The following is a 20,850-nucleotide window of genomic DNA, read 5'->3' on the forward strand; positions in this document are numbered from 1 at the left end:
TCTTTTAAAGGACATATTTAATCCCACAATTTTTATAGGTTTTTGTGTTGCAAACTCATTGGGATTTCATACTTTTATGAAACCTTCAAGGTCTAAAATGTATGAGAAAATTTATAAAAAATACCATCAAAATTTTCCTGCTGCTTTTCGTGGCAGGAATTATTTTTATCGTCTGGTCAAACTTTACGATTAATAATCAGACGGAAGATTATGTAACTTCCAATATTTCCACATTGCCTGATGAAAAAACCGGACTTCTTCTAGGTACGAGTAAAACTTTATCCAATGGAAATCCGAATGCTTACTTTTTCAACAGAATTGAAGCCGCTGCTGAATTGTATAAATCCGGAAAAATAAAGAATATCATTGTAAGCGGAGACAATTCTAAAAAAGATTACAATGAACCGGAAGAAATGAAAAACGAGCTCATCAAAGCCGGAGTTCCTGCCGATAAGATTTTTGAAGATTTTGCTGGTTTCAGAACTTTGGATTCTGTTTTAAGAGCAAAGGAAATTTTCGGTCAAAACTCATACATTATTATTTCACAAAGATTTCACAATGAAAGAGCAGTTTATCTCGCAAGAAAAAACGGAATTGAAGCTTGGGGTTACAACGCAGCAGACGTCAATAAATATGCCGGTTTTAAAACCAATGCAAGAGAAAAACTGGCAAGAGCAAAAGTTTTTTGGGATTTTATGTTTGGGGTGGAACCAAAGTTTGGTGGGGAGAAGATTTTAATTCCTTAAATCCCGATGAGATTTTTACAGCTAGTCATATTAATATTCATTCTAATTTCCTGTAAAAAGGAGAATATTTATTATTATGCAGATCATAAACAGATCAAAGACAGCACCGTTATTCGTTTTGTAGATGAAGAGCTTGAAAAACTTAAAATTAATACTAAAGAAAAAAAATTAAAAATTTACACAACTTTAGATTCAACTTCATATAAAAACAATCTGGATTCTATTCGAAATAAAATTTTTGAAAAATCTTTACATTATAGCCTTAAACCAGAAGATAAGGAAGCATTTGATGAATGGTTTAGAGAAAAAATAATTGTTATCGATAACCAAAACGGAAAGGTTATTAATTATTATAGTTCATTCAAAAATTTGAAATACGACCGCAATGGAGTTAATTTAAATGGTTTTAGAAAAATAATTAGATTAGGAAGTCTTCTGAATGAAAATCCTGACGCAAAAGTTGGAGAAAACAATTTATTTAATCCCAACATACAAAGTACACCCCAAGATAGTTTAAAAATAAAAGAAAGAGAGAAGAGATTTTTATCAGAATTTAATATCAGAAAATTAAATCAACAAGCTTATTTTTATAACAATGTTTCATTTTTAGATGCTATTCAAATATTTCAGACTTTAAATAATGGTATTGTGGCAAAACCTTCAGTTATCATAGAAGTATTAAATAAAAACAAAACTGTTTATCGCCAGAATATTAAATCAAAAAAAATACTAAATAAAAAATCCTTAGATAAAATTCAACAAAATTTAAAATATTATAAAAAAAATTCTTTTGGAGCCTTTGAAAACCAACTGAAAAACACGGAAAACATACTGTTCTTTGGCTACAATAATATAGATTATTTTATGATGTTGGATGATGGAAAATACACTTATTTAATATTTAATTTCAGTGCTGTAATTACCGATATTGAAAAAAAGAGAATAAAAATGATTCCACATATTTGGATGAAAAAAGCGGGATTAAGATACTACAACGCAATTAGAAAGTAATTTTCCCTAAATTTGCAGTTCAATAATTTTTTAAAATAATTTAAAACAAAATGTCAAGAATTCTTACCGGCATTCAAGCCACCGGAACACCGCACCTTGGTAATCTTTTGGGTGCAATTATTCCTGCAGTAGAACTTTCTAAGCAGTCAGGAAATGAATCATTTTTATTTATTGCGAATCTACATTCATTGACGCAGATTAAAGATGCAAAAGAACTTAAAAATAACACCTACGAGATTGCTGCGGCTTGGCTTGCTTGTGGATTAGATACCGAAAAAACATTTTTTTACAGACAGAGCGACATCCCTGAAACCTGTGAACTTTCTTGGCATTTATCATGTTTTTTTCCTTATCAGAGACTGACTTTGGCGCATTCATTTAAAGATAAAGCAGACCGTTTGCAGGATGTAAATGCAGGTTTGTTTACTTATCCGATTTTGATGGCTGCAGATATTTTACTATACGATGCCGAAATCGTTCCGGTAGGAAAAGACCAGCTTCAGCATTTGGAAATTGCGCGTGATGTAGCTTCAAGATTTAATCATCACATGGGTGAAGTTTTGGTTTTACCGCAAGCTGAATTGCAGGAAAACACGAAATATGTTCCCGGAGTTGATGGACACAAAATGTCTAAATCAAGAGGAAACATCATCAATATTTTCTTACCTGAAAAAGAACTGAAAAAACAGGTAATGAGCATCGAAAGTGATTCTAAAACTTTGGAAGAACCGAAAGATCCGTCAACCGATAAAACATTTGCAATTTATGAATTGATTGCAACGGCTGAACAAACAGAAGAATTAAGAGCAAAATATTTAGCTGGAAACTTCGGTTATGGTCATGCTAAAATGGAGCTTTTACAATTAATTTTAACAAGATTTGAAAAAGAAAGAGAATTATTTTCTTACTACATGAACAATCTTGATGAACTGGAAGCAAAACTTCAGGAAGGAGCAGCAAAAACACGAGTAATTGCTACGGAAACCATTAAAAGAGTAAGAGAAAGTTTAGGAGTTTAATTTCTGAAAATTCTTAATGAATAAAGTTTCGGCGGCACCTCTGGTGCCACCGAAACTTTTTAAATACATTTATAAATAATCTTTAATCTGCAAAAGATGCTTAATCACTTTTAAATTCTCCGCTTCTTTATTTTCATTTAAAACATCAAAGAAAATAACATCCATTCCGAATTGTTGAGCACCGATTACATCAGCAATCCAATCGTCACCAATCAGAATACTTTCTTCTTTTTTAGCTTTAGACAATCCAAGGGAATAATCAAAAATCGCTGGTTCAGGTTTTCTTACCCCAACAGAATCTGCACTGGTAATCGTTTGAAAATAATGATCAATGCCTGAAAGAATACATTTTCTTTCCGTGACCTCCTGAAAACCATTGGAGATAATATGAAGCGTATAATTTTTAGTTTTTAAATACTCTAAAATATATTCTGCGCCTTCAACAAGAAAATTATAATTAAGAATTTTATCTAAGAAATGTTCTTCAAAAAACATAGACAGTTCTAAATCATCAATTCCAAAACGATTGAAAGTATCATAAAAACGATGTTTCCTCAGATATTCCTTATCAATTTCTCCGTCACGGATCTGCTCCCAAAGTTTTTCGTTGATTTCGTGGTAAACAGAATGAAACTCTTCAAAATCGATACTGTATTTTAAAGTAATTTCTTCTTTTTCGAAAAGATCTTTTATGGTAAGATAAGCATTTCGGCGATGATCCCAAAGTGTGTTGTCGAGATCAAAAAAAATGTGCTGAATTTTCATACAGCACAAAATTAATGATTAATTTTTTGAAAGGTGAATATGATTATTTTTAATCTTCACTACTTCAAGATTTTTTGAGAAACTGAGCAAAAAATCAATGGTTTGCTTTTTGGGTTTCAAGCTTTTCATTTTTAAAGAATCGTTTTTTTTCATAGGCGAAAAAAGTTTTTTCTTTAAAACGTGAAACATTGTGAATTATTATCTTGTTAGGATAATATTATTTTCTTCCATGATTTTTCTGAGGTTGATTAGTGCATATCGTACACGTCCCAAAGTCGTATTAATGCTCATATCAGTATGTTCTGCGATCTCTTTAAAGCTTAGCCCGTCAAAAAACCTGAGTTTTATCACCTCCTGTTGATTCTGCGGCAGGAACTGCAACATTTTCAGCAAATCTTCCTGAATCTGAATACTTACCAGCTGATCTTCAATGTTTTCCGAAGGTTCTCTGATTAAATCGAAAATAGAAAACTCATCGCTGCTGAATGTTGTTTCAGAAACTTTTACATTTTTTGCTTTGGCACGAAAATGGTCGATAATAAGATTCTGAGCAATTCTTTTTGCCCAAAGAATAAATTTACCTTCTTCGTTGTAACGCCCTTCTTTAAGCATGACAATAATTTTGATAAAGGTATCCTGGAAAACATCATTCGCAAGATCCTGATCATTTATTTTGTATAAAATAAATGTAAATAGCTCTCGTTGATGACGATGGATTAATATGGATAATGCCTCTTCGTCGCCCTTTTGGTACAAGGATATTAACTGACTGTCTGTTGATTTCATAACTCTTCTCAAATATTATCCGCTGACAAATTTTTCCTGACTAGGATCAAGCTTAATTTTGTTTGCGTAAACGGGTATTAAAGTAGAGTCTTATCAATAAGCATTAAATTATGCTGTAAATATAAATAAAAATTTAATAACTGTTAACCAATTATTAAATATTTACAACAATAATTCAAAAAAAGTTACTTTAACATATCATGTAAGAAGGCTGTAGGAATATTTAATGAGAAATTTACATTTAGACCCTTTAATTCTTTACCGTTTAAACCTGAATTTCCGACAGGAAAAGCATAACCTCCGGTAAGATCTAAAATCCCGAAAAGAGTAACTCCGATTTTTGGAGCAACATATTTATTGGTTCCCTCAACTCCGGCAAGAAAATAATAAGAATGATAAAAGTCTACATTTCTTTCAAAGTTGAATAAAATATCACCCTGTAGTTTAGGCATAATCGCAAATTCTGAATTTGCAGATCCCATTAAAGCCGAAGCTCCCAATCTGTAAATCACATCGTCATTTTTCAGAAACATTAATTTGCCTCCGACTTCTCCAAAGCTTTGGTTTTGATAAACATAGCCCACATTAATCATTTTATGCACGGTGTATTGAGCTTTTACCAAAGTTCCGACAAAAAAGAGAAAAAGTATCGTGATTGCAGATCGCATATTCATTATAAAATATTTAGGTGTAAAAATAAAAAAAACTGCTTTAGCATTTTCATGTTAAAGCAGTTTCTATACCGAAAAGCAGAATTAAATTCCGAAAGCGGATTTAATTTCTTCTACTTTGTCTAATTTTTCCCAAGTGAAGAATTCCAAACCTTCAAGAGTCAACTCATTTTTAAGACCCTTATTGAAAGTTTTATCAGCAACATAATGCTCTCTTCCCATGTGACCGTAAGAAGCAGTTTCCTGATAAATAGGATTTCTCAATTTTAAATTCTGCTCGATTGCATATGGTCTCAAGTCGAAAACGGTAGACACTTTTTTAGCAATTTCGCCATCATTTAAACCAACTTTAGAAGTTCCGTAAGTATTAATATACAAACCACAAGGTTCAGCCACACCAATTGCATAAGAAACCTGTACCAAAACCTCATCTGCAACACCTGCAGCCACTAAGTTTTTAGCGATGTGTCTTGTCGCATAAGCCGCACTTCTGTCTACTTTTGAAGGATCTTTTCCTGAGAAAGCACCACCACCGTGAGCTCCTTTTCCACCGTACGTATCTACGATGATTTTTCTTCCTGTAAGGCCTGTATCTCCGTGAGGGCCTCCGATAACGAATTTCCCAGTTGGATTGATGTGATATTTAATCTGATCATTAAACAAAGCTTTGATTTCATCAGCCTGTAAAGCAACAACTCTTGGAATCAAAATATTTTTAATGTCTTCTCTGATTTTATTAAGCATTTCTTCTTCAGCGCCGAAATCATCGTGCTGCGTAGAAACCACAATAGAATCGATTCTTATCGGCTTGTGATCATCAGAATACTCAATTGTAACCTGAGATTTTGCATCAGGACGAAGGTAAGTAATTTCAGAATTTTCTCTTCTGATTGCAGAAAGTTCTTTAAGAATTGTGTGCGCCAAATCTAAAGCCAAAGGCATATAGTTTGCCGTTTCGTTGGTTGCATAACCGAACATCATTCCTTGGTCTCCCGCTCCCTGAGCATTTGCTTTTGTTTCGAAATTTTCGTCAGCAACGGCTCTGTCAACACCTTGGTTAATATCCGGTGACTGCTCGTGGATGGCAGAAATAACCCCGCAGGAATCTCCGTTGAACATATATTCCCCTTTTGTATAACCAATTCCGTTGATTACTTCTCTCGCAATATGCTGTACATCTAAATAAGCATCAGATTTTACTTCTCCTGCCAACACAACCTGTCCTGTAGTAACCAAAGTTTCACAAGCAACTTTTGAAGTTTTGTCGTATGCTAAAAAGTTATCAATAAGTGCGTCGGAAATCTGGTCTGCGATTTTATCCGGATGTCCTTCTGAAACTGATTCAGATGTGAATAAATAAGACATATATCTTTGTATTTTTTAATTAAAAAATATGAAGAAAAGAATGAATAACTACCCAGAAAAAGCTAAAAAGAATTACTGTTTTAGCATTTTTTTATAGAGGTTGCAATCAGGTCAAATTTTTCCTCGTTAATAAACGTCTGCAAAGTTAAGCACTATTTTTTAATACTCAAAACTTTTCTTGGTTTATGATAATTTTCTTTAAATTAATGATTTATACTAAATCACAAGATTACTGCGGTTTTATACTCACAAAATCTTTCGGAGCCTCATGGTAATTTAATTTTGACTCTAAAGAAGATTTAATAAAAGATCCAAGCTCATCAATAATTTTCTGTTTAAATGTCGGCTTATAATAAATAATGCTGATTTCTCTGTACGGGAAAGGTTTTTTGAATCTGAAAACTTTACCTTTCTGCTCTTCTGAAAGTTGGTTCAAAGCCAATTCTGGTAAAATGCTGATTCCACCCACTTTATCAACCATGTGTACCAAAGTCTGAATATTGGAAGCAAGGAAATCAAGGTTTTTAGGTTTTAAAGTATTTTCTTTTAAATGGCAGATGTTTTCAAACTGACTTCTAAGACAGTTGCCTTCTTCTAGAAGCCAGACTTTTTCCACATTCATCTCTTCAGGAACAATAAATGTATTTTTCTTGTTTGCTTCTGTATCAGAACTATAGATCATCAGCTCTTCATTGAATAAGAAATCCTGATAAAATTCGTTGGCATTATCATACGGTGTAGAAATAATTCCGGCATCCAGCTCTCCTGCTTTCAAAGCTTTGATAATATTATCAGTAGTCATTTCCTTTACATTCATCTGAATTTTAGGATTATCCTGCAGGAAATGGAAAATTTCAGTCGGTAAAATAAACGACGAAACTGTCGGGATAATTCCCAGATTGATTGTTCCACCCAAAATATTATTCAGCAAATTTGCTTTGTTTTTCAGCTCATTAACAGATTCGATAATCACTTTTGCCTGATCAATGATCTGAAGTCCCACGTCTGTGGTTCTGATCGGGTGAGTAGTTCTGTCAAAAACCTTCACATCCAATTCATCTTCAAACTTCTGGATCATTGCACTTAGTGTGGGCTGGGTAATAAAACAAGCTTGAGCCGCCTTACCAAAATGTTTATACTTATCTACAGCGATAAGATATTCCAATTGCTGAATGTTCATCTGATTAATATTATCTATGACAAAGATATGATGTTTTTGGCAGAAGCAATTAAAAATTCAGCTAAATTTGATACTCAAAATTTAAAAACAAACCTCAAATCATAACTATATGGATTCTAAAAAATTAACTACCGGCAGCGGCGCCCCATACTACGAGCATCAGGACTCCCAAACAGTAGGAGCACGTGGTCCCGTACTATTGCAGGATTTTATTTTGCAGGAAAACCTTGCTCATTTTGTAAGAGAAAGAATCCCAGAAAGAGTTGTACACGCAAAAGGAACAGGAGCATACGGAACATTCACCGTGACACACGACATATCACAATACACGAAGGCTAAACTTTTTTCAAAAGTAGGAAACTCATGCCGAATGTTTGCAAGATTTTCAACGGTTGGTGGCGAGAAAGGCAGCGCAGATACAGCAAGAGACCCTAGAGGATTTGCCCTGAAATTTTATACGGAAGACGGAAACTGGGATTTGGTTGGAAATAACACTCCGGTCTTCTTCATTAAAGATGCTAAGAAATTCCCAGATTTTATCCATACTCAAAAACGTGTTCCGAGAACCAACCTGAAAAGTGCAACCATGATGTGGGACTTCTGGAGTTTAAATCCTGAATCTCTTCATCAGGTATTAATTTTAATGTCTGATCGCGGAACTCCTTATGGATACAGACACATGCACGGATTTGGCTCTCATACTTTTTCGATGATTAATGACAAAAATGAAAGAGTGTGGGTAAAATTCCATTTTAAAACAAAGCAGGGAATTAAAAATTTCAGCAATGAGGATGCGGTGAAAATGGCAGGAGAAAATCCTGATTTTGCACAGGAAGATCTCTGTAATGCTATCGATAACGGTGATTTTCCGAAGTGGACCATGTACATCCAGGTAATGACAGAAGAACAGGCTAAAGAATTCAGATGGAACCCTTTTGACATTACAAAAGTTTGGTTTCAAGGTGACTTCCCACTTATTGAAGTTGGAGAAATGGAGTTGAATGAAATTCCTGTAAATTATTTTGCGCACGTAGAGCAGTCTACTTTCTCGCCAAGCAATTTGGTGAATGGCATCAGCTTTTCGCCAGATAAAATGCTTCAGGGAAGATTATTCTCATATCCTGATGCACACCGATACAGAGTTGGTGTAAATGCACATCAGCTTGAAGTTAACAGATGCCCTTTTGCCATAAATAATTATCAAAGAGACGGTTTTATGGCTGATTCCAGTGAGTATAGGGACAAACCGAATTATCATCCGAATAGCTTTGACGACATTTTACCCGATTCTTCTTACAAGAATTATGAATATGAATTAGACAGCAATCATGTTGCTAATTTTAACAGAAACGAAAACGATGACGATCATTATACCCAACCCGGACTTTTATATACAAAAGCAATGAATCAGGAAGCCAGAGATCATCTTGTAAATAATATCATTGACAGTATGAGTGGAATAGACGGACCAAAAAGAAATGAAATTATTAACCGCCAATTATGCCATTTTTTCAGAGCAAATATTGAGCTTGGCATGAAAATAGCTTCAGGTTTAAGTATCAATATTGATGCAAATATGATGAATCATTCAAAGTAAACTATTAAATGATAAACATTTAAAAGGGAAAAATTTAAATTTTTCCCTTTTTATTTGTAAAAAATTTTTAATTTGCAGGTTCTTAAAGATTAAAGAGATAATGACTTACGAAAATATACTGCTGAAAAAAGAAGAAAAGATAGCTGTAATCACCATCAACAGACCTGAAAGCTTGAATGCACTGAATGCATTGACCATCAAAGAAATCAGTTCTGTGCTTGATGAATTGCAATCTGATGATGAAGTAAGGGTAATTATTTTAACAGGAAGCGGAGAAAAATCGTTCGTAGCTGGTGCAGATATAAAAGAATTTAGTAACTTTAATCAGGAAAAGGCGGAAGAATTAGCAAGAAACGGACAAAATATCCTTTTTGATAAAATCGAAAACCTTTCTAAGCCTGTAATTGCAGCGGTAAACGGATTCGCTTTAGGTGGCGGTTTAGAATTGGCAATGTCTTGTCATATAAGATATGCATCTGAAAATGCTAAACTTGGACTTCCTGAAGTAACTTTAGGGCTGATTCCGGGATATGGAGGCACTCAAAGACTTCCAAAATTAGTAGGAAAAGGAATTGCAAATGAGATGATTTTCTCAGCAAAAATGGTTCCTGCACAAAAAGCAAAAGAAATTGGCTTGGTAAATGAAGTCTTCCCTATCGAAGAGCTTCTTTCCAAAACACAGGAATTGGCGAAAACAATAGCTCACAATTCTCCGATGGCCATTTCAAAAGCAATTAAAGCAACCAATCTGTCGGACACTGACAAAGGCTTTGAAACCGAAATTAAATTTTTCGGAGAGCTTTTTGATATGAAAGACAAGCAAGAAGGAATTTCTGCTTTTTTAGAAAAAAGAAAGCCGAATTTCTAATATACCAATTCACAAATTATTTCGAAACAACGATGCAGGTGTATAATAAGTTTGACAAAGCTTATCTAAAAATGGCTCAGGAATGGGCAAAACTTTCCTACTGTGAAAGAAAGCAGGTAGGAGCTCTTATCGTAAAAGATAGGATGATTATTTCAGATGGATACAATGGTACCCCATCCGGATCTGAGAATTGCTGCGAGGATGAAAACGGTAAAACACACTGGTACGTACTTCATGCAGAAGCAAATGCAATTCTGAAACTTGCAGGCTCTACGCAGTCTGCTCGTGGCGCAACACTGTATCTTACTTTGTCGCCATGTAAAGAATGCAGTAAGCTTATATTACAGGCAGGTATTTCAAGACTTGTCTATATTAATGCTTATTCGGATAATGAAGGTATCAGTTTTTTAAAAGAACATCAGATTGAAATAATACAAGTACCAGAAAATGAATTAAGGAATTAGAAATTAAAAAATAAAACACAATGACTTGGGATGAAAAAATTAAAGATTTTGAAATCTTTCTTCGCTTCGAAAGAAACTTTTCAGAAAATACTCTTGACGCTTATATCCGCGACATCAAGAAACTAAAAGATTACGCAATTGACGACCTTGAAAACACTGGTCCTGAAACGATTACCTACGACAATCTCCAGGAATACATTTTCAAATTATCAAAACAAAAATTTAGTGAAAGATCACAGGCAAGATGGATTTCTTCCATTAAAGCTTTCTTCAGATATCTTTTGGAAGATGAAATTCGCGATGATAACCCTTCTGCTTTGCTGGAAGGTCCAAAATTGGGACTATACTTACCCGATACCTTAAGCCTGACCGATATTGAAAAAATAATCGAAGCTATCGAAAGAAGCACAGATTTGGGCAAAAGAAATCACTGCATTATAGAAGTGCTTTATGGTTGTGGCTTAAGAGTTTCTGAATTGATTGACATTAAGATTTCTAATATCAACTTTAAAGAAAACTACATCAAAATTACAGGAAAAGGCGAAAAAACACGCTTTGTTCCTTTGGCACAATACACTGCTAAACTTTTGAAGGAATATATTAATGAAGTGCGATCTAAAAATAAGATCAATAAAAAGCACGAAGACACCCTTTTCCTAAACAGCAGAGGAACTTCGATGTCTCGTGTAATTGTATTTATTATTATTAAAGAACTTACGGATAAAGCCGGAGTAAGCAAAAAAATATCACCCCATACATTCAGACATTCGTTTGCAACGCATTTATTGCAGAATGGTGCAGATTTACGATATATTCAGGAAATGTTGGGACATTCAAGCATTACAACAACCGGAATTTACACCCATCTGAAAACCGAAGAACTTCGCGATGTAATCTTGAATTATCATCCGAGAAATACTAATATTGCTTAATGAAAATATTAAAATTTTGTCCGAACTGCGGAAAAGAAACCCTCAATTGGGACGGAGAAAAAAAGTGGAGCTGCCATGAGTGCAGCTTTACTTTGTACAATAATGTTGCAGGAGCTGTAGCTGTAGTCATCCGGTGCGGAGATGAAATTTATTTAACCAGAAGAAATCAGGAACCTAAAAAAGGAAAACTGGATCTTGCAGGAGGTTTTGTTGATCCTAAAGAAAGTGCTGAGAATACTTGCAAAAGAGAGCTTTCCGAAGAACTGGAGCTTGAAATTGATATTGATAATTTAAAATACCTCACAAGTCTTCCGAATGTTTATCAGTACAAAGAGATTGATTACAATACAATCGATTTATTTTATGAATACAGTGTTACCGAGAAATTTGAAGCTAATTTAGCTTTATCTGAAATCTCAGAAACACACTGGATTAAAATTTCAGAAATTAATCTGGATGATATTGCTTTTGATTCTCAGAAGTTATTTTTTGAAAGATATATTAGCAACAATAAATAACACTATTAAAATAAAAGTCTCACAAATTGCTTATTTGCGAGACTTTTTTATTCCATTAAAACTTAATATGTTTTAGATTTCAATATTTCTTCAAGGTATTTTATTAATAAGGCTCTTTCAGCATCGGTAAGGTTAGCTTCTTTGTGATAAATAATATAAGCAGGCATCGGCATTACTTTATTTTCTATCGTCTGAATCGATTTTGTAAGCATACTTCGCTTCAGATCATCATTATAAGTTTCCCAAACTGAAAAATTAAGATGCTCTCTGCCTTCATTCACATGGCTTTTTACAGACCAAGAAAAGGGAGCAATATAAGCGTATTTCGGATAAACCGTTTCGTCAGAATGACAATCATAGCAAGCATTTTTGATGAGCTCAGAAATTTTAGGCGGAGTTTTTTTAACGTCAATAAAATTCTTTCTTCTATCAATCGGTCTATTTGCCTTATCAATCGGGATAAACTGAATGATGGCAAAACCAACCAGAAACCAGAAAACTATTTTCTTGAACTTCTGCATTATCTTTTTATTTGTTGAAGCTGCCTATTTGTATTTCTCGTACCCGTACTACCATTTTGAATGGTTGTATTTGTAGGATTTGTTGTTGATTGTCTGCTCTGTGTTGACTGAGAAGTGTTTCTTGTAGAAGGACTGCTGCCTGTTCCCATTTTACTGGTATCCAAAGTTCTTGTATCTGTGAGATCCCAATCTTCCTTAGAAGTCCATAAAGGTCGGATTACCGCTGTTTTATAATATGTATAAGCGTCTTCGGCAAAAGTTCCGTTCTCAAAATCTGCTTCATCCCAATATTTATTTTCATTATTATCAACCAAAATGCGAACAATATATTCCGCAGGTTTAAGAATATCAAAAGTGACTTCATTGCCACTTGTATATTTCTGATAAATTGGTTTTTCCCCTGAGTCTAACAACTGTAACCAATATTTTTTTGTAGGAGCATTTTTAAGATTAATAATCAGCTTTCCGTAGTTCTCAATTTTATCAACTTCAAAATCGAAACGTTTAGATTCCGGATTTTTATCGTAGAAAGAAGAGACCGTTGTTTTAGGAACCGTCAATTGATATTTTTTACCACTTTCAAAATCTGCTTTCACTAAGATATGGTACGGATTGGTTTCTGATATTTTTGCTGTGAAAGGTACCGTTACTGTACTATCTATTTTTAAAGTCCATTTTTCAGAATCTATTTTATCAATGATATAGTTTGATGATAATGTAAAATCAGTTTTAGGTGGCAATAGTGCTCCACCGCTATCATTATTGAGATCCATTACACTCTTCTTATTATATTTATAAAAAGTTGTAACCGTATCCTGTACTTTTCCCGTGTCGTAACTGAACTCAAGTTTTTCGTTGGTTGTTTGTCCTACATCACTTTTCACTGCATCAAACCAAATTTTCACTGAATCTGATTTTGGGATATGAGTAACTTTAATGCTTTTAAGCTTTTCACTTACCGGAAGCACTTTTACCTCATCGGGATTCCCTTCAAACAGCATCATAATTCCACCTGCCATTTCCTTGAACTCAGGTTTTTTGAACGGTTTTTTAGACGGGAATAGTTTTAAATTTAAACCTGAAATAGATTTTTCTACTACGACAGTATCTTTTCTGAAAGCAATCTTTTCTTTTCCGGGATTGTAGATTGAATTTTCATTATCATCGTCAAACGCCAGAATTTTATATTTTCCGGGTGCAAGATAATTCAATTCATAATAACCATCATCATCAACTTTTGTAATATAATAGGGTTTTTGGCGATAATCCATACTATCTTTCAACTGATAAAGCCCAACAACCATTTTATTTTCTGAGCTGGTTTTCTTTTTAAGAGCCAAAGCGTCGGTTACTTCCCCGCTAATGTAAAGATCATCAAGTTTTTCACCTGTTGAAAACGCAAAATTGTAATATCTCAGAGGGTTTCCTTCATTATTATCAACAATTGCGTTTCCGAAATTAAAATTATAAGTGGTATTTGCCTGTAAGGTATCCGTCCATTGAATGATTAAAGACTTATTGGCTATATTCGATGGAAGAACTCTGTTATATTTTATTGGCGGAGAAATATTAAGATTTTTGTTGATATCCTTCAGCGTAATATACTCGTTGAAATCGATACGGAGTTCTTTGATATCTCTTCTTACATTCACTCTTGTAGTATCGATATTTGAACCGATTACCTCCGGAGCCAAACTATCTTTTGCGCCACCAACTGGCGAACCAACTCTTGCACAAGACTGAACAAGAATTCCGATGATAAATAAAAGAAGAAATCTTTTCATGAAATTATTTGAGCAAAAATAAACATTATTCTCCAAAAACTTCAGTCTGTGTTTTCAAAGTGTCCTGATTATCATTCATAATGCTATGGAGCTTATCTTTCTGAGCTGGAAAGTCTTCAAACAATCCCGACAAAGCCAAAGCTGTGTATACTCTTCCCGAATATTTATTTCCAATGGCAACAATCGTTACTTTTGATTTTAAAAGATGGGCAAAAACAGAATTTGTGCCGTGCCACCAACCATTGTGATAGGTGAGTTTTTCACCGTTATCAAAAATTTTCATTCTGAAGCCTAAGCCATAATTATTCTGTCCTGCTTTTTCATTACTGTAAGGAGTGAAAACCATTTGCATTAATTCAGGCTTCAAAAAGTCTTTAGAAAACATGGCTTTAGAAAAATTCAGGAGATCTCTTGGTGTGGTGTATACATTTTTATCTCCATAAATCAGGTCTAAACGGTCTAAAGGATATAATCTGTTTCCCCCGTAATAAAACGATTGCGAAGCTGTCGGAATGTCTTTTTCCTGAAAGATGTATGTGTTTTTCATTTTTAAAGGATCAAAAACCATCTCTTTCATCGCCTGTGGAAAAGGAGTTTGGGTGATTTTTTCGATCAGCAAAGCCAAAAGTGCATAGTTGGTATTGCAATACATAAAACCAGTATCGGTATCTCTCGCCAACTCAGGTTTATATTTGATGATCATATTTAAAACATCCTGATTCGTGATATAAACTTTCGAAAGTTCTTCGGGAGCCGGCTGAATTTTTGTGATAAAATATTCGTATTTCGGAAGTCCGCTTCTTTGGTCTAATAAAGTCTGAACCGTCACATTCGGATAAGGAAACCCCGGAAAAAACTGCGTCAGGTGATCTGTTAATTTTATTTTCCCGGCTTCGATTAATTTCATCATTGCCATTGCCGTCATTGTTTTTGAAACCGACGCAACATGAAGTGCCGTATTTTTATCAATCGGATTTTGATTTCCTTCCCGGGCAAAACCACGGTAATTTTCATAAAGAATATCCTCGCCTTGCGCTACCAGAAAACTTCCGCTTAAATTGCCTCCTTCCCAAACTTTTTTATAATACTGATCAATATAATTTACTGCATATTTTTTATCAACCAGACTGAAGTTTTCATCCGCAAAAACTTTGCTTAGATCTACATTTCCGTAATTAGGAAGATTCGTGGTAGATTCTGAGGCTGCAATATTGCTTTCAGATTTATTTTTACAGGAAAAAAGAAATAAAAAAAAGGTTGTAACAAATATCAGATTAAGCTTCTTCATGCGTTCAAAAAATGAGTGGCAATTTAATAAAACTCAATTCAAATATGAAAAGCCAATAATCAATTATGAATTATTTAACATAAAATTTCACACCCTAAAAGAGTAATTTTTTAGTGTCTCATTTTTAGCAAAAAGATGATACAATTTTATCAACAATCACCTGCGCCAGTTTTTCTTTGCTTTGATGCGTCCAACCTGCGATATGAGGTGTTATAATTGCCTTTTCTGAGCTTAAAAGATATTGCAGGTCTTCATTTTCAGATTCGAGATTTTCGAACGACGACTTTTCATATTCTAAAACATCAAGACAAGCACCTTTTACTTTTCCTGACTTTAAAGCTTCAACTAAATACTTCGTTTCTACATTCTTTCCTCTGGCTGTATTTACAAAATAAAAGTCGTTTTTCATTTCTGAAATAAACTTTTCATTTATTAAATAATGAGTTCCCTCTGTAAGCGGAATGTGTAAGCTTAAAACTTCCGCCTGTTCCTTTAGTTCCTCTAAACTTACCTGTGTTGCAAATTCATCAGAAATATTGGGTAAAATATCATGGAAAATTACTTTACAGCCAAAGCCGGAAAGTCTTTTTGCCGTAGCTTTTCCCATATTTCCGTAGCCTATTAATCCTACAGTTTTTCCTAACAACTCATCACCACGGTTTTCTTCACGAAGCCAAATTCCGTTTTTTACTTCCTGAGAAGCGATGAAAAGACGGTTCATTAGAATCAAAATCATTCCAACAACGTGTTCTGCAACAGAATCACGGTTTCCTTCCGGAGAATTTATTAATTGAATTCCTAATTTTTCAGCAACAGGAATATCGATATTTTCCATCCCGGCTCCTACTCTTGCGATGAATTTTAGATTTTTACCTTTATTCAAAAAATTAGCATCCAATGGAATTCTGCTTCGGATAATTATCCCATCATAATTCTGAATCTTCGCGCAAACCTCATCATAAGAAGACGTAAAATCTTCTTCCAGTATAAAGTTTTTTTCTAAAAGCTGATCGGTGATAAGAGGGTGGTTTTTATCTAGTAATAAGATTTCCATGATTTTAAACACTAATTACACTAATATTTTCACGAATGCCACTAATTATAATGTTCCGTTGATTACTCTTTTGACTCCATTTTTAAAATGAAGTGTATTAAAATTAATTAGCATTCCCAATTTACAGTTGCTTAACCGTAAATAAGTAAGAATTTGGGCTAAATGAATATCATTCAATCCTTCGATAGATTTTATTTCTAAAACAAATTTGCTTTCTATGAGTAAATCCAATCTATATCCAACGTCCATTTTAATTCCATCATAAATCAAGGGCATTGGTTTTTGTTTTTCAACAAATAGACCTTCTTTTTTGAGTTCGTAAAACATACATTCTTCGTAAACACTTTCCAAAAGTCCCGGACCTAAAGATTTGTGAATTAAATAGCCTGATTCGTAAACAATTCTTGAAATTTCATTTTCAGAAAAATTAGTATTCATAATTTGTGCTTTTTGAAACACTAATATCACTAAATTTTTTCACAAATATCACAAAAAATCTACAAAATTTTTTATTATTTAGTATTCTTCAATACTAAACTTGCTAATCTTTTGCATAAATAGTTTGTGAAAATTTGTGCAAACATTTGTGTAATTTGTGTTTAAGAAATTTCTCCTGCAAACAATTTTTTCAATTCCACAGAATCGGTCGGCTTCATTCTTCCTGAAAGAATCAGTGATAACTCTTTTCTTCTTAAAGCTGCAGCAAATCTTTCTTTCTCAAGTTCAGTTTCTGGTTCCATTTGAGGAATTGGAATTGGGCGGTTGAATTCATCCACCGCAACGAAAGTGTAAATTCCTTTATTTGTCTGAGTTTTCCTCTGATTGATTGGATCATCCAACCAAACATCTACATAAATCTCCATAGAAGTTCCAAATGCACGGGAAACTTTAGATTCCATTACCACAATACCGCCTTCAGGAATAGGATGGTCGAAAGAAACGTGATTCACAGAAGCAGTTACCACTCTCCTTTCACAGTGTCTTGTTGCTGAGATTGATGCACATCTGTCCATCCTTGCCAACAATTCGCCTCCGAAAAGATTTCTAAGCTGATTGGTATCATTCGGAAGAACAATATTCGTCATCACCGTAAGAGATTCTGACGCTTTTTTTATTTTTTCCATTGAGGTTTTGATTTTTGAGTTGCCGGAACTTTCACAGATTTTACGGCTGTTTTTTTAATAGAATCCTGAATTAAAGAATCTTTTTTCAATTGTGCATGTTTAATGGAATCTGCTATTTTTAACTGAGCAGAATCAACTTTTATCGAAATTGGTTTTTCAATTCTTTTTGTACTCGTCTGCACCGAAACGTCATCAAAAGACTTCTTTCCGAAAAGCAATTCCCGCTGTGTGTAACCAAAATATAGAATTCCTAATACCGGAATGATGAAAAGAAAAATCCACAAAATCGACTTATTGAATTTATAGTCTTTTTCTTTGTTAACAGTAGGAATACTGCTTTCGTCATTTTTGATGTCGGAAAAACGAATCTCTTCCAAACCATAAAAATCAGGATGATCTGATTCTAAACGATTTCCTTTAAAAGTTAAAATTCCGTCTTCAACGAAAATAGTTCCCAGATTTTGAATTTCTAAGGCTTGTTCTGCCTGAAGTTTTTTCTTCCAGAAATCGGTCTGAACTTGAAGTTCGCTTTCAGCAGAATTTTTAGAAATATTTTTCTGAGTACTGATAAAATTCACCAAATCATCCGATACAACCTGATAATCTGAATGGAAAGTAATCTTGCTCGAAGGCGGAAGAATACTACCATTTTCAGAATTGATAACTGCTTTGGATTTTTCCAGTGAGAAAACGCCAAACTTCGGAACCACAACTGTTCCGAATTGCTTCAGATATTCTAAAATGTAAGCTGAAATATTCATTTGACCGCAAATTTATGACTTTTTCATGACTTTTTGAGAGATTTATTTTTAGTTTAAGATATTAAAATTTACACATAAATGTTGTGATTTTGTCGTTTGCAAATTCCACCGATCACGCAGATATTATTTAACAAACCTATTAAAAATAAAAAAAGACTGCCTAAACAGTCTTAAAAAAATTTAATTAGAAACTCTAACTACTATAATAAATGCGAAATGGTGTCTTTTTTAGATTATTGAATCTTCCAGCTGATTCCGAACATAAAGTTGCTTCCCGCCTGAGCAAAGTAAATCGGACCATTATAAACGTAACCGTTATTCACATACTTTTGGTCAAAGATATTATTCACCAGAAGCTTTAAAGCAACATCATGTTTAGAAATTTTAAACTGATATTGCGCATTAAAATCAGTCAACAAATAATCTTTCAGTTGTAAATCGGCAGTTTCTGTATTATCCAGATACTGCTTTCCAACATATTGATTCATTAAAGAGAACTGGAAGTTTTTAGTAGGATTAAATTTCAGACTTAAATTAGCAATGACATTCGGTGAAAAAGAGATTTCTGTATTTCCAAGGTTTGTTGTTCCTTTTTCGTTTTCAATTCTGAAATCCTGATTTCTGTTCTGGCTCAAACTTACATTTCCGGAAACTTCCCATTGTTTTGAAAGTTTCGCCAAAGCGCCCACCTCAATTCCTCTTCGGTAACTTTTCCCGGAATTGGTTCTGATAAATTCACCGATATTGCTGATCTGTCCGTTTAAAACCAACTGATTCAGATAATACATATAATAGAGGTTCGCCGTGAAAGCAACCGGACCAAATTGCTTTTCAATACCTGCTTCGAAATCGTGCAGTTTCTCAGCTTTAACATCATTATCGGAAATTAAATCGTCTCGGTTTGGCTCTCTTTGCGCATGAGCATAAGAAACAAACACTTTTCCGTTTCCTAATTTATAATTGATTCCCGCCTTCGGATTGAAGAACAGCCAGTTTCTTTTCAGATCTGCACCTTCGCCATCACCTTCCATTAAAATTTTGGTGTCATAATCGATATTTCTCAATTGCAAATCTCCAAAGAATTCAAAATCATTTACTTTCACCAAAGCTTTCGCAAAACCTGCAACTTCATTCTTCACCGAGCGATTTCGGTAATATTCATGCTGCGGAATTTCTCCAAAGAATACGTCTTTTACATTACCGTAATGTCTTCCATAATACTGATTTCCAACAACACCAAAATTCAGATCAAGATTATCAAATTTCCCGTACAACGTAGAAACGATTCCGTAAAAATCATTATTCAGCCATTTTTTTCTGATAAAATCTGAGTATTCGTTTCCGTTAAAATCAGGTAAATTATATCTTGCATAAGGGTCACCTTGCTTATAGTTTTCGTAATAACCCCGACCTTTCGTGTAATGGAGTGTCGTTTCAAGGTTCCATTTTTCATTTATACCCTGCTCCCAAAGTAATTGGTAATGATTTTGTCTGTAATTATCGGTTTCATTGCCATAAAAGCCGACAATATTTTCCCAGTTTGCATCGTAAATTGCTCCGGACAAATTCGTTTTGGGATTCGTTTCCCAAGTCTGTCTGTCGACACCATTCCAAGCTTGGTATGTTTTTTCTTTTCCACCAAAGGCCATTAGACGAAGTTTTGTTTTGCCTTCTTCAAATAGCGCCGTAAAATTGTAAGAATTTAAATCTGAAAAAGCTCTGTCAATATATCCGTCGGAATGAATATTGGTATATCGCCCCAACACAGAAAGTCGGTCTTTCCAGAATTTTCCTGAGCCTATTTCTGCTGAATATTTGTACGTGTTGAAAGAACCATAACTATCATCTGTTTTAAAATAAAATTGGTCTTCAGGCTCTTTTGAAATCACATTGATACTCGCTCCGAAGGCAGAAACCCCATTATTTGAAGTTCCGACTCCACGCTGAATAACGATTTGTGACGCTGAACTTGTCAAATCCGGAACATTTACAAAAAACGTCCCCTGACTTTCTGAATCATTAAACGGAACACCATTCATCATGACGTTAATTCCTCTTCCGGCAACTCCACGAATCCTAAAACCGGTGTATCCTACTCCATTTCCTGCATCGGAAGTCGAAATAATGGAAGTTTGATTTTTTAAAAGAATCGGTAAGTCCTGCCCCAGATTTCGGCTGTCTAAATCTTTCTGAACATTAATGATCTCTTTGGCGACAGGAAGTCTTTTGGTGAAGTTTACGGCTTCAATGTCTCTGAATTTCAGAGAATCGGAATTTTGAGTTTGCGCAAAACTCAGCGAACTTGCGGTAAGTCCTAAAAAAAATAATCCTTTCATTCTTATAAATTTTAAAAATTTAATGGAATAAAAGGGGCGACTATATATAAATGATGTTTA

The 20,850-nt window shown here is 34.1% G+C and carries 21 protein-coding genes; 8 read left to right on the plus strand and 13 right to left on the minus strand.

Annotated features, from left to right (window positions below):
• Window positions 1-101: 101 nt before the first annotated feature.
• Genes ACR1PN_RS04125 through trpS form a run of 3 tightly spaced genes read left to right on the plus strand, consistent with a single transcriptional unit; the run spans window position 102 to window position 2,776 of the window.
• Window positions 102-746: a SanA/YdcF family protein gene (locus ACR1PN_RS04125; protein WP_433978993.1), complete on the plus strand. Its 645-nt coding sequence runs from the start codon at window positions 102-104 to the stop codon at window positions 744-746.
• A gap of 6 nt (window positions 747-752) precedes the next feature.
• Window positions 753-1,757, plus strand: a complete 1,005-nt coding sequence (locus ACR1PN_RS04130) for a hypothetical protein (RefSeq protein WP_433978994.1) — start codon at window positions 753-755, stop codon at window positions 1,755-1,757.
• Window positions 1,758-1,807: 50 nt separating this feature from the next.
• Window positions 1,808-2,776: a tryptophan--tRNA ligase gene (gene trpS, locus ACR1PN_RS04135; protein ID WP_433978995.1), complete on the plus strand. Its 969-nt coding sequence runs from the start codon at window positions 1,808-1,810 to the stop codon at window positions 2,774-2,776.
• Between the two features lie 69 nt (window positions 2,777-2,845).
• On the opposite strand, the gene ACR1PN_RS04140 is transcribed toward trpS, so the two are convergent.
• From ACR1PN_RS04140 to ACR1PN_RS04160, 5 genes are all read right to left on the minus strand, one after another.
• Window positions 2,846-3,541, minus strand: a complete 696-nt coding sequence (locus tag ACR1PN_RS04140) for a YjjG family noncanonical pyrimidine nucleotidase (protein ID WP_433978996.1) — start codon at window positions 3,539-3,541, stop codon at window positions 2,846-2,848.
• Window positions 3,542-3,739: 198 nt separating this feature from the next.
• A complete protein-coding gene (locus tag ACR1PN_RS04145) occupies window positions 3,740-4,327 on the minus strand; it encodes an RNA polymerase sigma factor (RefSeq protein WP_378179097.1) in 588 nt (195 codons plus the stop codon).
• 185 nt (window positions 4,328-4,512) lie between these two features.
• Entirely contained in the window at window positions 4,513-5,001 is a 489-nt protein-coding gene (locus ACR1PN_RS04150) for a hypothetical protein (protein ID WP_378179100.1), read from the minus strand.
• Between the two features lie 81 nt (window positions 5,002-5,082).
• Window positions 5,083-6,363 (minus strand): methionine adenosyltransferase, encoded by a 1,281-nt coding sequence (metK, locus tag ACR1PN_RS04155; protein WP_433978997.1) that lies wholly within the window; start codon window positions 6,361-6,363, stop codon window positions 5,083-5,085.
• 229 nt (window positions 6,364-6,592) lie between these two features.
• The gene (locus ACR1PN_RS04160; RefSeq protein WP_378179106.1) at window positions 6,593-7,543 is read right to left on the minus strand and encodes a LysR substrate-binding domain-containing protein; all 951 of its coding nucleotides are present in this window, start codon (window positions 7,541-7,543) and stop codon (window positions 6,593-6,595) included.
• A gap of 109 nt (window positions 7,544-7,652) precedes the next feature.
• On the opposite strand from ACR1PN_RS04160, the gene ACR1PN_RS04165 reads away from it, so the two are divergent.
• The 5 genes from ACR1PN_RS04165 (at window position 7,653) to ACR1PN_RS04185 (ending at window position 11,922) form a co-directional block, all read left to right on the plus strand.
• Window positions 7,653-9,140, plus strand: a complete 1,488-nt coding sequence (locus ACR1PN_RS04165; protein WP_433978998.1) for a catalase — start codon at window positions 7,653-7,655, stop codon at window positions 9,138-9,140.
• A 100-nt stretch (window positions 9,141-9,240) separates the two neighbouring features.
• Window positions 9,241-10,008 (plus strand): enoyl-CoA hydratase-related protein, encoded by a 768-nt coding sequence (locus ACR1PN_RS04170; RefSeq protein WP_433978999.1) that lies wholly within the window; start codon window positions 9,241-9,243, stop codon window positions 10,006-10,008.
• Between the two features lie 32 nt (window positions 10,009-10,040).
• Window positions 10,041-10,472: a deoxycytidylate deaminase gene (locus ACR1PN_RS04175; RefSeq protein WP_378179114.1), complete on the plus strand. Its 432-nt coding sequence runs from the start codon at window positions 10,041-10,043 to the stop codon at window positions 10,470-10,472.
• Window positions 10,473-10,492: 20 nt separating this feature from the next.
• Window positions 10,493-11,404 carry a site-specific tyrosine recombinase XerD gene (xerD, locus tag ACR1PN_RS04180; RefSeq protein WP_378179117.1) on the plus strand — a complete coding sequence of 304 codons (912 nt, stop codon included), beginning with the start codon at window positions 10,493-10,495 and terminating at the stop codon, window positions 11,402-11,404.
• Window positions 11,404-11,922 carry an NUDIX hydrolase gene (locus ACR1PN_RS04185; RefSeq protein WP_433979000.1) on the plus strand — a complete coding sequence of 173 codons (519 nt, stop codon included), beginning with the start codon at window positions 11,404-11,406 and terminating at the stop codon, window positions 11,920-11,922. Before xerD ends, ACR1PN_RS04185 begins: the two co-directional genes overlap by 1 nt.
• A gap of 62 nt (window positions 11,923-11,984) precedes the next feature.
• Here ACR1PN_RS04185 and ACR1PN_RS04190 read toward each other — a convergent pair whose 3' ends face one another.
• The 8 genes from ACR1PN_RS04190 to ACR1PN_RS04225 form a co-directional block, all read right to left on the minus strand.
• A complete protein-coding gene (locus tag ACR1PN_RS04190) occupies window positions 11,985-12,443 on the minus strand; it encodes a heme-binding domain-containing protein (RefSeq protein ID WP_378179123.1) in 459 nt (152 codons plus the stop codon).
• Window positions 12,443-14,227, minus strand: coding sequence for an Ig-like domain-containing protein (locus tag ACR1PN_RS04195; RefSeq protein ID WP_433979001.1), 1,785 nt, complete (start codon window positions 14,225-14,227; stop codon window positions 12,443-12,445). The genes ACR1PN_RS04190 and ACR1PN_RS04195 overlap by 1 nt, the downstream gene beginning before the upstream one ends.
• 25 nt (window positions 14,228-14,252) lie before the next feature.
• Window positions 14,253-15,515, minus strand: a complete 1,263-nt coding sequence (locus ACR1PN_RS04200; RefSeq protein ID WP_433979002.1) for a serine hydrolase domain-containing protein — start codon at window positions 15,513-15,515, stop codon at window positions 14,253-14,255.
• A 124-nt stretch (window positions 15,516-15,639) separates the two neighbouring features.
• The gene (locus ACR1PN_RS04205) at window positions 15,640-16,569 is read right to left on the minus strand and encodes a 2-hydroxyacid dehydrogenase (protein WP_433979003.1); all 930 of its coding nucleotides are present in this window, start codon (window positions 16,567-16,569) and stop codon (window positions 15,640-15,642) included.
• A gap of 45 nt (window positions 16,570-16,614) precedes the next feature.
• Entirely contained in the window at window positions 16,615-17,007 is a 393-nt protein-coding gene (locus ACR1PN_RS04210) for a GxxExxY protein (protein WP_433979004.1), read from the minus strand.
• Between the two features lie 161 nt (window positions 17,008-17,168).
• Window positions 17,169-17,693: an acyl-CoA thioesterase gene (locus ACR1PN_RS04215; protein ID WP_378179138.1), complete on the minus strand. Its 525-nt coding sequence runs from the start codon at window positions 17,691-17,693 to the stop codon at window positions 17,169-17,171.
• Window positions 17,681-18,454, minus strand: a complete 774-nt coding sequence (locus ACR1PN_RS04220; protein WP_433979005.1) for a hypothetical protein — start codon at window positions 18,452-18,454, stop codon at window positions 17,681-17,683. The genes ACR1PN_RS04215 and ACR1PN_RS04220 overlap by 13 nt, the downstream gene beginning before the upstream one ends.
• A 233-nt stretch (window positions 18,455-18,687) precedes the next feature.
• Window positions 18,688-20,790, minus strand: a complete 2,103-nt coding sequence (locus ACR1PN_RS04225; RefSeq protein WP_433979006.1) for a TonB-dependent receptor — start codon at window positions 20,788-20,790, stop codon at window positions 18,688-18,690.
• Between the last annotated feature and the right edge of the window lie 60 nt (window positions 20,791-20,850).

It is taken from the genome of Chryseobacterium sp. RLHN22 (assembly GCF_051011795.1).
GTDB lineage: Bacteria > Bacteroidota > Bacteroidia > Flavobacteriales > Weeksellaceae > Chryseobacterium > Chryseobacterium zhengzhouense.

Bases quoted from the DNA above. Each gene is read 5' to 3' on its own strand.
- ACR1PN_RS04125 (WP_433978993.1), top strand. From the start codon at position 102: ATGAGAAAATTTATAAAAAATACCATCAAAATTTTCCTGCTGCTTTTC.
- ACR1PN_RS04130 (WP_433978994.1), top strand. From the start codon at position 753: ATGAGATTTTTACAGCTAGTCATATTAATATTCATTCTAATTTCCTGT.
- trpS (WP_433978995.1), top strand. From the start codon at position 1,808: ATGTCAAGAATTCTTACCGGCATTCAAGCCACCGGAACACCGCACCTT.
- ACR1PN_RS04140 (WP_433978996.1), bottom strand. From the start codon at position 3,541: ATGAAAATTCAGCACATTTTTTTTGATCTCGACAACACACTTTGGGAT.
- ACR1PN_RS04145 (WP_378179097.1), bottom strand. From the start codon at position 4,327: ATGAAATCAACAGACAGTCAGTTAATATCCTTGTACCAAAAGGGCGAC.
- ACR1PN_RS04150 (WP_378179100.1), bottom strand. From the start codon at position 5,001: ATGAATATGCGATCTGCAATCACGATACTTTTTCTCTTTTTTGTCGGA.
- metK (WP_433978997.1), bottom strand. From the start codon at position 6,363: ATGTCTTATTTATTCACATCTGAATCAGTTTCAGAAGGACATCCGGAT.
- ACR1PN_RS04160 (WP_378179106.1), bottom strand. From the start codon at position 7,543: ATGAACATTCAGCAATTGGAATATCTTATCGCTGTAGATAAGTATAAA.
- ACR1PN_RS04165 (WP_433978998.1), top strand. From the start codon at position 7,653: ATGGATTCTAAAAAATTAACTACCGGCAGCGGCGCCCCATACTACGAG.
- ACR1PN_RS04170 (WP_433978999.1), top strand. From the start codon at position 9,241: ATGACTTACGAAAATATACTGCTGAAAAAAGAAGAAAAGATAGCTGTA.
- ACR1PN_RS04175 (WP_378179114.1), top strand. From the start codon at position 10,041: ATGCAGGTGTATAATAAGTTTGACAAAGCTTATCTAAAAATGGCTCAG.
- xerD (WP_378179117.1), top strand. From the start codon at position 10,493: ATGACTTGGGATGAAAAAATTAAAGATTTTGAAATCTTTCTTCGCTTC.
- ACR1PN_RS04185 (WP_433979000.1), top strand. From the start codon at position 11,404: ATGAAAATATTAAAATTTTGTCCGAACTGCGGAAAAGAAACCCTCAAT.
- ACR1PN_RS04190 (WP_378179123.1), bottom strand. From the start codon at position 12,443: ATGCAGAAGTTCAAGAAAATAGTTTTCTGGTTTCTGGTTGGTTTTGCC.
- ACR1PN_RS04195 (WP_433979001.1), bottom strand. From the start codon at position 14,227: ATGAAAAGATTTCTTCTTTTATTTATCATCGGAATTCTTGTTCAGTCT.
- ACR1PN_RS04200 (WP_433979002.1), bottom strand. From the start codon at position 15,515: ATGAAGAAGCTTAATCTGATATTTGTTACAACCTTTTTTTTATTTCTT.
- ACR1PN_RS04205 (WP_433979003.1), bottom strand. From the start codon at position 16,569: ATGGAAATCTTATTACTAGATAAAAACCACCCTCTTATCACCGATCAG.
- ACR1PN_RS04210 (WP_433979004.1), bottom strand. From the start codon at position 17,007: ATGAATACTAATTTTTCTGAAAATGAAATTTCAAGAATTGTTTACGAA.
- ACR1PN_RS04215 (WP_378179138.1), bottom strand. From the start codon at position 17,693: ATGGAAAAAATAAAAAAAGCGTCAGAATCTCTTACGGTGATGACGAAT.
- ACR1PN_RS04220 (WP_433979005.1), bottom strand. From the start codon at position 18,454: ATGAATATTTCAGCTTACATTTTAGAATATCTGAAGCAATTCGGAACA.
- ACR1PN_RS04225 (WP_433979006.1), bottom strand. From the start codon at position 20,790: ATGAAAGGATTATTTTTTTTAGGACTTACCGCAAGTTCGCTGAGTTTT.